This is a genomic window from Halomonas sp. IOP_6, from assembly GCF_021151565.1.
Taxonomy (GTDB): Bacteria; Pseudomonadota; Gammaproteobacteria; order Pseudomonadales; family Halomonadaceae; genus Vreelandella; species Vreelandella alkaliphila.
The window spans coordinates 14,164-29,084 of record NZ_JAIRBO010000010.1 but is presented as its reverse complement, the minus strand read 5'-3'; the positions used below and the strand labels follow the sequence as shown (position 1 = coordinate 29,084).

Here is a 14,921-nt window from a genome sequence, read left to right as displayed (position 1 = left end):
TCGATGCCTACCTTTGCAAATTCATCATTGTTGTCATAAAGACGCCGCACATCATCGGTGGTAGCATTTCCAGCGTAATGCTGAAACTTTTTTGTTTTGTGGCACTTTCTATCTTCGGAGGGTGTATACCTAGAGGTTGTTATGTCATCCCTTACACTACTCAACCGTTTGACCTTCCGACAATTACAGGTATTTCAGGCAGTTCACCGCCAGCGCTCTTACTCGCGCGCAGCCGAGCAGCTAGGGCTTACACAACCTGCGGTTAGCGCACAAATTCGCCAGTTAGAACTCGCTCTTGGTCAGCCGCTGTTTAAATATGCCGGTAAAACCCTTCACGTGCTACCTGCCGCGGATACCCTAGCGCTCTCCACACGCGAGATTTTCGGACAGCTCTCTAGACTGCAAATGAATCTCTCGGAGATTAATGGCAGCATTAGCGGTGAGCTGAACATCGCAGCAGTCTCCTCAGCCCAGTATGTGGTGCCTTATTTACTAGCACGGTTTCGAGCACGCTATCCCGACGTACGTATTCGTCTAAAGGTATGCAACCGCAGTCAAGCGCTGGAAAGACTGGCAGAACAAAAAGATGATGTCGTGATTATGGCCATGGTGCCTGAAGACGACGACCTGGTAGTCATGCCCATTCTTGAAAATGAACTCATCGCTCTCGTATGGCCAGACCACCCACTACTTCACATGGAAGCACCAACATTAGCCGACTTTGCGCGCCATTATGTATTGATGCGTGAGCCAGGTTCTGGGGTGCGTATCGCATTTGAGCAACTGGCTGTTGACCAAGAAGTCGGCCTTCCCCACCGCATTGAATTAGGCACTAATGAAGCCATTAAACAAGGCGTTATGGCCCACTTAGGCGTTGCCGTCTTGCCCCGCTTGGCGGTTCAACTTGAACTAGAACAAGGGCTGCTATCAGCGCTCCCGCTACCTAACTTCCCCATTCGGCGCTCGTGGTGCACGGTGTATCGTCGCGATCATTTTCCGACACCAGTCGCTGATCTTTTTTTACGCTTTACACGGGAACACCTGCCAGATTTTCGTCGGTATTTCCAAGCCCCATCTAGCCCACTACCTAGCCACGGCGTTTCCTGCCTACCTTTACTGTCACTATAGTGGGCTATCGATTGGCTGGACTGTCTGTTTGGCGGTTCGATGAAGAGGGCTTAGTGTCTTGTTAACCAACAGATATGTTACATTAGCCTACTACCTACGTATCATTCAGAATCTTCAGGGTTTGGCATGTATTCGCGCAGGCGATCCAACTGTCAACGCCATGGCATTTAAACGCCATCGCCACAGCATATGGTTAGACGCCACGACGTTTGGGCATTGCCTGCCGCACAGTAGAGAGGCTCTTTCCTATGAGCAATAACCCCACAACGCGCGTCCCTAGCGGCGAAAAATTCCGCAATGAGCATGGCATGTCGGTCATTAAAGACGGCATGAAACAGCGTAAAACGTCGTCAGATGAGGCGTCTCCCAGTCTTGACCGTAAACCTAAATGGTTGCGCGCACAGATCCCTGGGGGCGAACGCTTCGAAGCCGTCAAAAAGAATGTCTCTACACACCGTCTTAGCACTGTTTGTGCAGAGTCGCACTGCCCTAACATGGGCGAATGCTGGAGCAATGGCACCGCCACCATCATGTTAATGGGGTCTGTATGCACACGCGCCTGCCGATTCTGTGCAGTGGATACAGGCAATCCGAAAGGCTGGCTGGATCTAGATGAGCCGGAAAACACAGCAAAATCAGTCGAGTTGATGGGGCTGCGCTACATCGTATTGACCTCCGTTGACCGAGACGACCTGGACGACGGCGGCGCTACGCACTACGCCAACTGTATTAAGGCTATCAAATCCCGCACGCCGGAAGTAGTTGTAGAAGCCCTAACACCCGACTTTGACGCTGATAAAGCCGCCATTGAGCGGGTAGTCGATTCGGGCTTGGAAGTGTTTGCACAGAACGTAGAGACGGTAGAGCGACTAACCAGCAAAGTACGCGACCCACGTGCAGGTTATCGCAAAACGCTGAATGTCTTAGCGCATGCCAAACAGTATCGGCCAGATATAATTACCAAAACAAGCTTGATGCTTGGATTAGGTGAGACAGACGAAGAGATTCTTAAAACCTTTGATGACCTGAGAGAGATTGGCGTTGATATCGTGACGCTTGGACAATATTTGCGCCCAACCAAAAACCATCTAGCCGTAGAGCGCTGGGTCACCCCAGAAGAGTTTGATCGCTATCGTGTGCTTGGTCTTGAAAAAGGCTTTATGGAAGTGCCGTCCGGGCCGCTGGTTCGCTCTAGCTATCGCGCTGACCGTGTTTTTGAGAAAAACAATCTTGGTCTCGCGTCGCCTGCTGCGGTTCCTGGTCATGAGCCTGACGCTAACCGCATTCCTGCGTTTAACGTCGGATAAATCGTCTAGGCTAGCTGCACGCAATTGGCACAGCTAAATCAGTTCCAACAGTGCCTTGCGTGCAGATCGCTTATTATTGGGTAAAGGATACATCCACCAACTGACGATCCAACCGCTGAGCTAATGCAGACGCTAGTTGACTCCCCACTTGGTGAGCGACAGGCAGCGCCACTAAATCAGCCAATCGCGTTACCTGCATACCTGCATAGCCACAGGGATTGATGCGCCCAAAGGGAGATAAGTCACCGTCTACGTTTAGCGCAACCCCGTGATAGCTTGCGCCCCGCCGAATTCGTAACCCTAGCGAGGCAATTTTCGCCTCACCTTGCTGCGTGTCGACATAGACGCCAGGTGCATCTGGTTTCGCCCAGGCAGAAACGCCATAAAGCGCAAGTACGTCAATCACCGAATTTTCTAGCGCAGTTACTAGCTCACGAACACCAATCTTGCCACGCCTAACGTCCAGCAATGGATATAATACAATTTGGCCTGGGCCATGGTAGGTTACCTGCCCCCCACGATCCGTTTTCACGACAGGGATATCACCTGGCATTAACACATGTTCGGGCTTACCCGCCTGCCCCTGAGTAAAAACGGGATCGTGCTCAACTAGCCAGAATTGATCAGGCGTTGTCTCGTCTCGCGTGTCGGTGAGTTCGCGCATCGCGCTCCACACAGGCAAGTAGGCACGATGGCCAAGCTGATGCAACTCAATAGGTTGACTAGCCAAGGTCAAACCACCATGTGTACGCGACCTGTAGCCTTCAGATCATCAAACAGCTGGCGTAATTGCTGTTCGCCAGTGGCTACAATAGTGACACGCACAGATTGAAAACGGCCGTTACGGCTGTCGATGACTTGAAGCGACGTCTCATCAAACTCTGGGGAATGTTTAACAATCACTTGGCACACGCAGGCTGGAAAATCCTCAGCAGCATCGCCAACCACTTTCAATGAGTAATCACAGGGAAAAGTGATTTTAGGTGGCTCGTTTACTTCAGGCTGACGTAAATCTCTTAGCCCATTTTTCGCGCCTTTTTTCATAGCTCGCCTTTACACGGGAATATATAGATACTTCTGCTCAGGGTACGAGTGCAGTACAGCCTTATAAGATTAATAACTTAAGCGCAAAATACTAAAAATCCTGCGCTTAAGCTCGTGGCTACTTATCAGTAAAGTTGCTAATCAAACCACTGAAGAAACGCCTTACTTGGTCAAATAGGCGCTTAAACAAGCCACCCTCTTCAACATTTTCTAGCGCCACTAGCTGGCGCTCACCAACCATTTCTTCACCTAAATATACTTCTAACGTACCGACATCATCACCCACGGCAATCGGCGCTTGAAGATCGCTATCCAGGTTCAAGCGAGCACGCAACTCTTCATTACGGTTGCGCGGAAGTGTCATAAACACTTCATCATCAACGCCAACACGCAACTCATTACTATCACCGCCCCATACCCGTGGCGTTGCAAGCACTGCACCACGCTCATAGAGCTTCATCGTTTCATAGAAGCGGAAGCCGTAGCTGAGTAGCTTTTGCGTTTCCTGCGCTCGCGCCTCTTCTGAGTTAGTGCCCATCACAACTGAAATTAGCCGCATGCCATCACGCTCGGCCGAAGAGACAAGACAGTAGCCCGCCTCCGTTGTCCAACCGGTTTTCAAACCATCGACACTCGGGTCGCGCCATAGCAACCGGTTACGGTTTGGCTGGTCGATGCCACCAAACGCGAAGTTGCGTTGAGAGTAAATAGTATAGTGCTCAGGGTAGTCGTTAATAATATGCTGTGACAACAACGCCATATCGTGAGCGGTGGAGTAGTGATTATCGCCAGGAAGACCTGTCGGATTTTGGAAATTAGTATTGTGCATTCCTAAGCGCGTAGCATGCTGATTCATCAAATCGGCAAATGGCGTTTCGCCACCAGCTAGATGCTCTGCCATCGCCACGCTAGCATCATTACCGGATACAATAATAATGCCATGCAGCAGATTATCGACCGAGACTTGATCGCCTACCTCGATGAACATCTTGGAGCCACCGGTACGCCAAGCTTTCTCACTGATATTAACCATATCAGTCAAGCTAATTGTGCCGCGATCTAACTCACGCTCGACCAAATAAGCGGTCATGAGTTTAGTCAGGCTGGCTGGCGGTAAGCGTTCATCAGAATTATGCTCAGCAAGAATACGACCGCTGTTGGCATCCATCAGAATCCATGAGCTCGCCGCTAGCTGAGGAGCGGAGGGAATAATCGTTTGCGGCTGAGGTATCACCTGAGCTACGGCCGGTGAAGACACCACGGCAAAAACCGCAAACAAACAAAGCCCAGCGGTACGGCGAATAGACATCAATACATTCATCTCTTACTTCTCACAACAAAGAAAAAACGTCAACGAAGCACGTTATTTTAGCTAATAAATGGGGTGAACTATCTCACGATAAACACTTGTGGGAAGCCCGCCCGACGGAGTTCTTCACGTGCTTGGGTTTCCTGATTAGGGCTCACTGGCCCAACCTGCACACGATGCACATCTGCATCACTCATCACCCGTACTTTATGAGGGAGCTCACTAACCAAACGTTGCTGCAACTGCTGGGCTCCTTCTTCACTGCCCAGTGCCGCAATTTGTAGATAAATCGCGTCATCCGCTGCCATTGGTCGCTGAGCAGCAATATTTGGAACAGGCCGTGCATTCACAGTAGAAGATGCCGAAGGCACCTCATCGACTGGACGGCTACTCCTACCTTGCTGAGCCAGCCATTGTTCAGGCTCGATAGCCTCAACCCGAACGGCGCCAGTACCATTATCTAAAAAGCCTAGCCGTGCAGCCGCTGCATAGGAAAGATCTATTTCACGGTCGCTATGAAAAGGCCCCCTATCATTGACGCGCACGATAACAGATTGACCGCTGTCTAAACTGGTGACACGGGCGAATGTTGGCAGTGGCAACGAACGGTGAGCCGCAGACATTTTATACATGTCATAAATTTCACCGTTTGATGTGGCATAGCCATGGAATTTTTCACCGTACCAGGAGGCCGTCCCTTGCTTCACGTAGCCCGTTGCATCCGGCAATACATGATAGGTTTCACCCCACACTTCATAAGTGGAGCGATTACCGGAACGCGATAGCGGTTCTATGCGAGGCTCAGCGTTTGGCACCTTGCTCACATCCGGCGGCTCTAACGGATACGCGTCGCCGGTCATTGCATAGCGCTCCCCCGTCGATTCACCACCACTACTTGCTCCACTGCTGAGCGCCCCGCTCGCACTTTCAGCAGGCTTACTAGCAGGCTGATTGGCGCTATTTTGTTGAGCTTCATGGCTGGCACAGCCGCTAACCAACGCCATGATGATCACCGCACCACCTATGCCACGAGCCTCAGACAGCACTGTTCTCATATTTAGCCCTCAACCTGCCGTGCAATCGCTTCTGATAGCTCTGTCACCGCCATTGCATAGAGATGGCTGTGGTTATAGCGGGTAATAACGTAAAAGTTATATTCCCCCAAGCGATATTGGATACTATCATCGGCAAGCTCGAGCCTTAAAGGCACCACAAGTAACTCTGGATCAAGCGCACTTTGTGGTTCAATGCCAGCTTCAATCGCCTCAGATACAGTCACATCAGGCTTACTGGTTTGGTTAATAGGAAGCGTTTCAGGCGCTGAATCAGGGCCATCGGCCTCATGATAAATTGCCCCATCACGCTGCCAACCATGTACAGCAAAGTAGTTCGCCACGCTGCCAATGGCATCAACCGGATTCTCCCATAAATCTCGTTTACCATCACCGTCAAAATCGACGGCATAGGCTTGATAACTCGTGGGAATAAACTGGGGATACCCCATTGCGCCTGCATACGAACCATAAAGCTCGTCAACCTCAACGCCTTGCTCATGAGCGATTTTCAAAAAAGCCGCCAGTTCGCCCCGGAAAAAGCCACCACGGACAGGATGGTTGAAGGCTAATGTTGCCAATGAGTCTAATACAAGGTGACGCCCTTTATGCTTACCGTAATAGGTTTCAACACCAATAATGGCAGCAATGATCTCTGGTGGGACACCATACACATCCTCAGCCCGAGCAAACGCATCCTCATACTCACTGATGAAGTCGGCTCCCTCCTCAATACGTTGCTGAGTTAAGAAGATATCGCGATACTCATACCAACGTAAGCGACGTTCAGCCGCACCTTCCATCGCGTCCAAAACAGATTGGCTAAAGCTGGCTTGATTCAGGGCATCTGTTAGCCATTGCCGAGGAATTCCTTGTTCTGCTAACTCGTCAACTAGCTGTTGAGTACCTTCGTGCTGCTGAGGATCAAAAGGCGACGCGTCGTCAGCCCATGCAACCGTGTAAGCACACGCCAGTAACATAGCTGCCATGCAGCCGCTTGCTTTATTTCGGGCCCATTTCATTAACTAACCACTCCTGTGAAAAAGCACCGCTACTTATCTATTCGATACTAGCGCGGCAACAACCGCCGATGGGCATGTATTGACATGAGAATACCGAACCCTGCCAGCAAGGTCACGCTAGAAGTCCCGCCATAGCTCACTAGCGGCAGCGGTACGCCAACAACTGGCAAAATACCACTTACCATGCCGACATTGACAAACACATATATAAAAAACGTCAGGATAATACTGCCTGCAAAAAGTCGCCCGAAGGTGTCCTGAGCAGAGGTTGCCAGCCAAAGACCTCGCCCCACAATCATGACATAGAGGGATAGCAGCACGAGCATTCCCACCAGACCAAACTCTTCACCCAGCACGGCAATAATAAAATCCGTATGGCGCTCAGGCAGGAATTCTAATTGAGACTGAGTACCCTCAAGCCAGCCTTTCCCCCATAAGCCACCGCTGCCTATCGCTGTTGTTGATTGAATAATATTCCAACCCGACCCTAAGGGGTCGCTATCTGGATCCAGGAATGTTAAAACCCGTTGACGCTGATAGTTGTGCATATTCATCCATAGAACAGGAAGCCCTGCTGCAATTAAGGCAGCAATCAAACCAATTAGGCGCCAGGACAAACCTGCCAAAAGCACGACAATAACCGCCGCGCTGGCCACTAAAAGCGACGTCCCAAGATCCGGTTGAATAGCTGTAAGCACCACCGGCAAGCCGATTATCACCGCGCATACAAAAATATGCTTGAAACGTGGCGGTAATTGGCAACGATTCAGATAGGCAGCCACCATCAGTGGCACCGCTAATTTCATCATTTCAGATGGTTGAAACCGAATAACACCCGGTATTTCAAGCCACCGCTTTGCCCCCATACCCACATCACCCGCTATTTCAACTGCCAACAACATAGCTAGACCCAAGCCGTAAGCCAAGGGAGCCCAGCGCAGAAACGTGGAAGGCGATAATTGGGCAATAACCACCATAACAGCGATGGCAACACCAAAACGTATAGCTTGAGCAATCACGGTATCAATACGCTGCCCGGAAGCGCTATAAAGCACTAATAGACCACCACCCATCAGCAACAGCAGCAAACCTAACAGCCACGGATCAAGGTGAATCCGCTCCCAGATGCTTTTGCGCCGAGCAATACCACTATCGGGTGGGCGTACTGGATAACGACGTAATGGGCGAGAGAGGGTTTGCCATGACCTCATTAGTTACCCTCCACGTTGGCAGTATCTTCTTCCAATACTTCTTTAACTTCTTCAACGTCTGGCGCATCGTCTCTTAATATCCATGCATCGGTCATCGCACGCGCCAAATGAGCGGCATGCGTACTACCGCCTCCAGCATTTTCAACAATGACTGAGACCGCAATTTGAGGGTCGTCGATTGGCGCAAACGCCATAAAAAGAGCGTGATCGCGTAAGCGCTCCTCAAGTTCTGCGGCGTTGTAACGCTGATCTTGTCCAAGCGAGAACACCTGGGCGGTGCCTGATTTCCCCCCCATACGGTACTCTAGCCCTACTCCCGTACGGCGTGCTGTACCTTCATTACCGCTGATAACTTTTTCCATGCCACTGAAAACACGGTCCCACCAGTTGTCATTATCCAACTGAATATCGGGCAGCGTATCCGGCAAATCCAACGCTAAGGGCTCTTCACCTATTGCTAACGCAAGACGTGGCTTTACCCAATGACCGCGATTAGCCAATGTAGCCGTTGCACTAGCCAGTTGTAACGGAGTTACTTGCCAGTAACCCTGCCCAATTCCCACAGAGAGTGTTTCACCGGGATACCAAGGCTGATTAAAGCGTGCCCGCTTCCAGTCACGAGACGGCATCAGGCCAGTGCTTTCACCTTGCACGTCATGAGCAACACGTTGGCCAAAACCAAAGTTGGTCATTTGTTCATGCAGATTATCGATACCCAGATCATGGGCTAGGGTGTAATAGTAAGTATTGTTTGAAACAGCAATAGACCGCTCCATGTCTACCCGACCATGCCCCCAACGCAACCAATTACGATAGCGACGAGAGTCATTGGGTAACTGATAGAAACCAGGATCATTAATCGTGCTATCGGGAGTGATAACACCCTCGACCAGCCCCGCAAGCGCCAAAAAAGGTTTAATGGTCGAACCTGGCGGATAATGGCCACGAATTGCTCGATTAAACAGCGGGAGGTCGATATTTTCCTGCAAGCCGCGATAAGAAGCGACATCAATTCCCGTCACGAACTGATTACTATCAAAGCCAGGCGTCGATACCATGGCGAGGATTTCACCCGTCCCAGGAACGATCGCGACGATAGATCCACGCCTGCCATCTAACAGCTCGTAAGCCAGCATTTGCATTGACTTATCAAGCGTTAAAGTAAGGTTTTCCCCAGGTACCGGATCAGTACGACCAAGCTCTCTAAGTACACGCCCACGTGCATTCGTTTCAACTTTACGCAGCCCCGCCTGCCCGTGCAGTTCCGTCTCGTAAAAGCGCTCAATCCCTGTTTTACCAATAAAGTGTGTTCCCGCATATCGCCCAGCATCTAGAGTTTGCATCTCTTCTGCGTTGATGCGCCCTACGTAGCCCAGTGAGTGGGCCATCATTTCGGCATCAGGATAATAACGGAGCAGTTGTGCCTCTACTTCAACCCCTGGTAGACGATGCCGATTCACCGCTAACCGTGCGATTTGGTCTTCGCTCAAATCACTCATTAAAAGCGCAGGCTGAAACGGGCGTTGGCGTTGCCGGGAACGGACATTGAACGCTTCAATATCATCTTCGGGCAAGTCTAGAAGCTCAACTAACAGCGCCAGCGTTTCATCTAAATCATCAACGCGTTCGCGCACCAACGTGAGGTTATAGGTAGGGCGATTTTCGGCAAGGAGGACGCCATTGCGGTCATAAATCAACCCCCGATTGGGGGGCAGCGGTTCGACACGGACACGGTTTTTTTCGGAGCGAGTACTGTATAAATCGTGCTGAACGATCTGCAAGTATGCTAATCGTCCAGTCAGCAATCCCGTCAAAACAACCACCACCAAAACGGCAAGTAGCGCCCTGACACGAAAAATACGCAATTCTTGCTCAGGGTTTTTAAGCGTGTCACGGCGCTTAGGCATGGGTAACGATGACTCTCAAATCAGACAAAAAGCAATTATCGATGATAGGGATGACCTACTAACAGTGTCCACGCCCGGTAAAGTTGCTCAGCCAGCATTATACGTACCAGTGGGTGCGGCAACGTGAGAGGCGATAAAGACCACGCTTTATCCGCCATTGCTGAAAGGGATGGCTCTAAGCCATCTGGTCCTCCCACCAACAACACAATATCTTTGCCCAACATGCGCCAAGCGTCGGCTTCGTCAGCAAGTTGTTCGGTACTCCAGGTCTTACCCTTAACCTCAAGTGCCACGATATACTCGTCGCCACGAAGCTTGTCACGTATACGCTGAGCCTCTTGCGCACGCGCTTTGGCTATATCAGCATTTTTGCCACGCTGACCGAGTGGAATCTCTTCAATTTCAAGCGAGAAGTCTCGAGGCAGCCGTTTGCGGTAGGTCTCAATGCCCTCCTCAACCCACGCAGGCATTTTGGTGCCCACCGCTAACAGCCGGATCTTCATGACATCGTGGCTCGCTCTTCAAACCGTTTGAGCGACTCACTAATAGCCCCAGCGTCATTGGGTAGGTCTGCCCATAAGCGCTCAAGATCATAGAGGGCTCTCGCTTCAGGCAACATAATATGGACAACCACATCGCCTAAATCGACCAATACCCAGTCAGCATTATCGCCACCTTCAACACCTCGGGGCGCAAGGCCTGACGCTTTGGCCTTTTCCACAACATTTTGCGCTAAGGCAGCCACGTGGCGAGTAGACGTACCACTGGCGATCAGCATCAAATCAGTAACTTCAGTCAGTTTGGAAACATCTAACTGCGTAATATCTCGTGCTTTAAGTTCTTCTAGGGCATCAACCGCTAGATTTTTAAGTGTATCGATGTGCATGGCTCCTAAAGGCAACCCCTTGTTGTCGTAAGCTCAGCAAAAGCAAGCTCAGTGATATTCAGTCAATTAGCCGGCCATTGTAACGGCTTCTTTCCTGACTGCCAGCGCTATTCACCAGAATGATAGAAACCATGCCGCAGAATGGCTTCCTCGACGGCCTCAGGCAGTAGATAACGAACGCTTTTGCCCTTTTCTAAACGCTCTCTTATATAAGTAGCCGAAATCGCCATCATGGAGGGCAAGGCCAGCGTCAGAACATTACCATTAGGGCTTCGCATCAGTTCATCCACACTATCGACTTCACGATTACCCACCAGTTCCCTTAATTCCTCAGGCCACCGCGCGTTATAGCCAGGTCGAGCGATCACAACGAGATGTGCTAAAGAGAATATCTGATTAGCTTTGTGCCATTTGGCTAACCTTAGAAAAGCATCGAACCCGATAATCATCACTAGACTCGCGCTATCGCCATACGCTTGCCGCAGCTCGGCAAGCGTATCCACGCTATAAGAAGGCCCTTCGCGGCGCAGCTCCCGATCATCAGCCATCACACCTGGCGTGTCGCTAATACCTAGCCTTAACAACTCAAAACGCTGTTCCGGTGACACCTGAGGCGTATCACGCAGAGGCGGCTGAGGTGCGGGAATCATGTGTAAACGATCAAGCTCCAGGGCTTCACGAACCTCAACGGCACTTCGCAAATGCCCCAGATGCACAGGATCAAATGTGCCCCCCAGCATGCCTATTCGCATGGGTGTTGAACTCATTGCCTGATTTGCCCATCACCAAAGACGACATATTTTTGCGTTGTAAGCCCTTCTAATCCAACCGGCCCTCGCGCATGCAGCTTATCGGTTGAGATACCAATTTCTGCGCCCAGTCCATACTCAAAGCCATCAGCAAAGCGCGTAGAAGCATTTACGATGACTGAGCTTGAGTCGACCTCAGCCATGAAGCGTCTCGCTAGACTGATGTCTTGAGTCACAATGGCATCAGTATGATGGGAGCCATATTGCTCGATATGCTGAATCGCCTCATCCATACCATCGACGACTTTAATCGCTAAAATAGGCGCAAGGTACTCAGCGCCCCAGTCTTCTTCGGTGGCCAACGCCACTTGGGGCAGCAATGCTCGTGTACGCTCGCAACCACGTAGCTCTACATGGTGCTCGGCGTAGGCACGAGCCAACTCTGGCAGCACGATATCGGCAATCGGCGCATCCACCAGCAGCGTTTCCATCGTATTGCAGGTGCCATAGCGATGCGTTTTCGCGTTTACCGCGATGGCCAGTGCTTTAGCGGGATCTGCCGTAGTGTCGATGTAAACGTGACAAACCCCATCAAGATGTTTAATGACCGGCACCGTTGCTTCGCGGGAAATGCGTTCGATCAGAGACTTACCACCTCTTGGAATAATGACGTCGACGTACTCGGGCATACTAATCATCGCACCCACCGCAGCGCGATCGGTGGTGGCAACAACCTGCACTGATTCAGCTGGCAAGCCAGCGTCAGCTAGCCCCTCTTGGATACAACTACTAATCGCCGCATTTGACGCACTGGCCTCAGAACCTCCGCGCAGCAAGCAAGCATTACCCGATTTTAAGCACAGGCTTGCTGCCTCAAGGGTAACGTTTGGGCGAGATTCATAAATAATGCCAATAACCCCTAGAGGCACGCGCATTTTGCCAACTTGAATTCCGCTTGGGCGATAGCGCATATCGTCAATTTCGCCAACGGGATCAGGTAGTGCAGCCACTTGGTGAAGACCTTCGACCATGGCATCAATTCGCGCATCATTAAGCGCCAGACGATCAAGCAATGCAGCGTCTAGGCCGGTTTCTTTGCCACGCTGTAAATCAAGCGCATTAGCTTCTAGTATTAATTGTTTAGATGCCGTCAGGCGCGATGCCATTGCTTCAAGCGCACGATTTTTCAATCCTGTATCAGCACGACGCAGCTCTCTGGCGGCTGCCCTAGCGCCTTGACCGAGCACCTGGATATAAGCGGGCACATTCCCCGCAGCTAATTGCTGTAGGGCTATGTTTTGGTGTGCGTTTGAACCGCTCATACTTTCTCCCTGTCTTATTGCGTATGCAAGGCAAGTTGCATTCTATGGTAGTGGTACTAGGTGTTTGGCAGTATGTTACGCCATTAGGGCGTTATACTGACGCTACTAATGATTACATTTCGACGCCCACGCCTAGTCAAAGTGCTCCATGGGCAATCCTGAATTAAAGGTGAATAGTAAGCCACCATGCAAAGCAAGTACAAAATACGCCTATTAAGAGCCAACTTGTTCGCAGCGGCGTTAGCATTAGCGTCCTGGACATATATGGCGCAGCCCGCGGCCGCGCTAGTACTTTGGTTATCTGTAGGCTGGCTTTTTGTTACTGCACTATTGCTCGATTTTAGCCATCGTCGTTCTAAAGGCCTACCTTGGCAAGCACTCTCCGGGGCGCTACTGCTGGGGCTTATTGCCGTGGCTCCAGAGCGCCATAGCTTTTTAATATGGGCTTGGGCGGCAATGTTTATGCTGCCTCAGAAACGCTGGGTGGCCGTGTTCAATACCTGCGCTGCGTTGATTAGCTGGTCATTCATTGCCCCCCTTCTTAACTTACCCGAAGCGCTACTACTGTTGGCGGCATTGATCACGCTAGGTGTGCTGTCCAGTGCAAAAGCGTGCCAGTTAATCGATATTAACGGCTCCATTCGCAAACGCCTTCGGCTAATCCCCGGATTAAATCTATGGCCAAGTGGACAGCTGCTGAGAGACCTGAGCCGAGAACAAACCCGATCTGAACGTGAAGCCATCTATGCAGAGTTGTTAATTATCCAAGTAAAACGCCATCAGCTTTGGTCGGCGGCGCAAAAATTATGCAACCTCATATACAGTTTTGAACACGTTTATCGCTTAAATAATCAGACGCTTGCCGCCTTGACCTTGTCGCATAACCCAAAGGAAGCCGCCCACCGCCGCAAGCTTCTCTGTGCAGGCCTCCCAGAAACACAGCACTCCCACCATCTACCACTAATGGATATAGAGCTATCAGGCCTATCCATCGAAACGCTGGTTCAGCCCCCGCCTCAACAACGGGAAGGTAACGATGATTGATCAACCGCGGCAAAGACACCTGATGACTTTTGCCTACACTGCCAGTGTGATCCTAGTAGCAGGGTACACATTCTGGCTTTATGGCATGGGAAAATATCACGACCTTTTAGTGCCAATGTTTGTGACACTGCTGCTACTTACTGCGTTGCTAATGCACCACAGTCAGGCGTTAAACCCGGTTCTTCCCCGTGCTATTTTGCTGGGTAGTAGTTATATCATTACCCTGGCTGCCTTCTACAGTCATCCTAGCATCTCGACAATTTGGATCGGGCTGCCCACGGCCGCTGCATTTTTTTTACTACCGCTATCGAACGCTTTCTTGCTAACGGTATTTTCCAGCCCCTTGTGGTGGCTACTAACCCGTCACAGCGATGCATCCTCAGAGATAATTATTGCTTATACCGCTCTCATTCTGCTGATGGCCTTACCACCATGGGAGCACGCACGACAAAGAGCATTGCTGAGGGCGACAGACCCAAACGACAATGATTGCAATGCTTACCATATTGATACGCTAAAAGAGCGGCTTCACAATGAGTTTCTGCGCGCTGCAATGCTTAACAAACGCTTGGCAGTCTTAGTGATGCATTTACCTCAGCTTGATATGGCGGAAGAGCAATTTGGCTCACGCGCGCAAACGGCACTGTTGGGCGCTCTCTGTAACGAAGTCAATAGCCGTTGCCGCGACCACGATCTGTTAGGCCGGGCAGACAACGCCACGTTCTGGCTAGTGCTGCCCGACACAAGTGAGAGCGGTGCTATGTTGGTGCGCGAGCGGCTTCAACGCGCACTATCGCAACGTGTTCTAGTGGAAACTGGGCAGTTAGAAACCCGTATTGCTGTTTGCCTACCATGCCGAAATGAGAGCTTTGAACGCTATATAAATCGCTTGGAAGCTCGTGCAAAAGCATTATCTATCGCCTAATGCGGATTAAATGGA

At 50.8% G+C, this 14,921-nt stretch carries 15 protein-coding genes; 4 read left to right on the top strand and 11 right to left on the bottom strand.

Translation table 11 applies throughout. The annotated features are described in order from the left end of the window. Positions 1-141 precede the first annotated feature (141 nt). Both K7H08_RS15925 and lipA read left to right on the top strand, forming a co-directional pair. On the top strand, positions 142-1,128 hold the full coding sequence (locus K7H08_RS15925; protein WP_038483619.1) for a LysR family transcriptional regulator: 987 nt from the start codon (positions 142-144) through the stop codon (positions 1,126-1,128). A 248-nt stretch (positions 1,129-1,376) separates the two neighbouring features. Beyond that, positions 1,377-2,435 (top strand): lipoyl synthase, encoded by a 1,059-nt coding sequence (lipA, locus tag K7H08_RS15920; protein ID WP_038483617.1) that lies wholly within the window; start codon positions 1,377-1,379, stop codon positions 2,433-2,435. A gap of 73 nt (positions 2,436-2,508) precedes the next feature. Here the strand turns inward: lipA and lipB are convergent, their stop codons facing one another. From lipB to K7H08_RS15865, 11 genes are all read right to left on the bottom strand, one after another. Then, a complete protein-coding gene (gene lipB, locus K7H08_RS15915; RefSeq protein ID WP_231658509.1) occupies positions 2,509-3,165 on the bottom strand; it encodes a lipoyl(octanoyl) transferase LipB in 657 nt (218 codons plus the stop codon). Positions 3,166-3,167: 2 nt separating this feature from the next. Continuing rightward, positions 3,168-3,479 (bottom strand): HP0495 family protein, encoded by a 312-nt coding sequence (locus K7H08_RS15910; protein ID WP_231658508.1) that lies wholly within the window; start codon positions 3,477-3,479, stop codon positions 3,168-3,170. 118 nt (positions 3,480-3,597) lie between these two features. Beyond that, positions 3,598-4,800, bottom strand: coding sequence for a D-alanyl-D-alanine carboxypeptidase family protein (locus K7H08_RS15905; RefSeq protein WP_120387069.1), 1,203 nt, complete (start codon positions 4,798-4,800; stop codon positions 3,598-3,600). Between the two features lie 68 nt (positions 4,801-4,868). Then, positions 4,869-5,843 (bottom strand): septal ring lytic transglycosylase RlpA family protein, encoded by a 975-nt coding sequence (locus K7H08_RS15900; protein ID WP_198349807.1) that lies wholly within the window; start codon positions 5,841-5,843, stop codon positions 4,869-4,871. Positions 5,844-5,845: 2 nt separating this feature from the next. Beyond that, on the bottom strand, positions 5,846-6,862 hold the full coding sequence (gene mltB, locus K7H08_RS15895; protein WP_198349806.1) for a lytic murein transglycosylase B: 1,017 nt from the start codon (positions 6,860-6,862) through the stop codon (positions 5,846-5,848). 47 nt (positions 6,863-6,909) lie between these two features. After that, positions 6,910-8,073 (bottom strand): rod shape-determining protein RodA, encoded by a 1,164-nt coding sequence (gene rodA / locus K7H08_RS15890; RefSeq protein ID WP_198349805.1) that lies wholly within the window; start codon positions 8,071-8,073, stop codon positions 6,910-6,912. Then, on the bottom strand, positions 8,073-9,980 hold the full coding sequence (gene mrdA, locus K7H08_RS15885; RefSeq protein ID WP_038483603.1) for a penicillin-binding protein 2: 1,908 nt from the start codon (positions 9,978-9,980) through the stop codon (positions 8,073-8,075). The genes rodA and mrdA overlap by 1 nt, the downstream gene beginning before the upstream one ends. A 35-nt stretch (positions 9,981-10,015) precedes the next feature. Continuing rightward, positions 10,016-10,483 carry a 23S rRNA (pseudouridine(1915)-N(3))-methyltransferase RlmH gene (gene rlmH / locus K7H08_RS15880; protein WP_038483601.1) on the bottom strand — a complete coding sequence of 156 codons (468 nt, stop codon included), beginning with the start codon at positions 10,481-10,483 and terminating at the stop codon, positions 10,016-10,018. Continuing rightward, complete coding sequence (gene rsfS / locus K7H08_RS15875; protein WP_038483599.1) at positions 10,480-10,866, bottom strand: ribosome silencing factor; 387 nt, start codon at positions 10,864-10,866, stop codon at positions 10,480-10,482. The genes rlmH and rsfS overlap by 4 nt, the downstream gene beginning before the upstream one ends. 107 nt (positions 10,867-10,973) lie before the next feature. Then, positions 10,974-11,633 (bottom strand): nicotinate-nucleotide adenylyltransferase, encoded by a 660-nt coding sequence (nadD, locus tag K7H08_RS15870; protein ID WP_038483597.1) that lies wholly within the window; start codon positions 11,631-11,633, stop codon positions 10,974-10,976. Beyond that, on the bottom strand, positions 11,630-12,937 hold the full coding sequence (locus K7H08_RS15865; RefSeq protein ID WP_120387073.1) for a glutamate-5-semialdehyde dehydrogenase: 1,308 nt from the start codon (positions 12,935-12,937) through the stop codon (positions 11,630-11,632). Before K7H08_RS15865 ends, nadD begins: the two co-directional genes overlap by 4 nt. 264 nt (positions 12,938-13,201) lie before the next feature. On the opposite strand from K7H08_RS15865, the gene K7H08_RS15860 reads away from it, so the two are divergent. After that, complete coding sequence (locus K7H08_RS15860) at positions 13,202-13,981, top strand: hypothetical protein (RefSeq protein ID WP_370687198.1); 780 nt, start codon at positions 13,202-13,204, stop codon at positions 13,979-13,981. Then, positions 13,974-14,906, top strand: a complete 933-nt coding sequence (locus K7H08_RS15855) for a diguanylate cyclase domain-containing protein (RefSeq protein WP_038483592.1) — start codon at positions 13,974-13,976, stop codon at positions 14,904-14,906. Before K7H08_RS15860 ends, K7H08_RS15855 begins: the two co-directional genes overlap by 8 nt. Positions 14,907-14,921 lie beyond the last annotated feature (15 nt).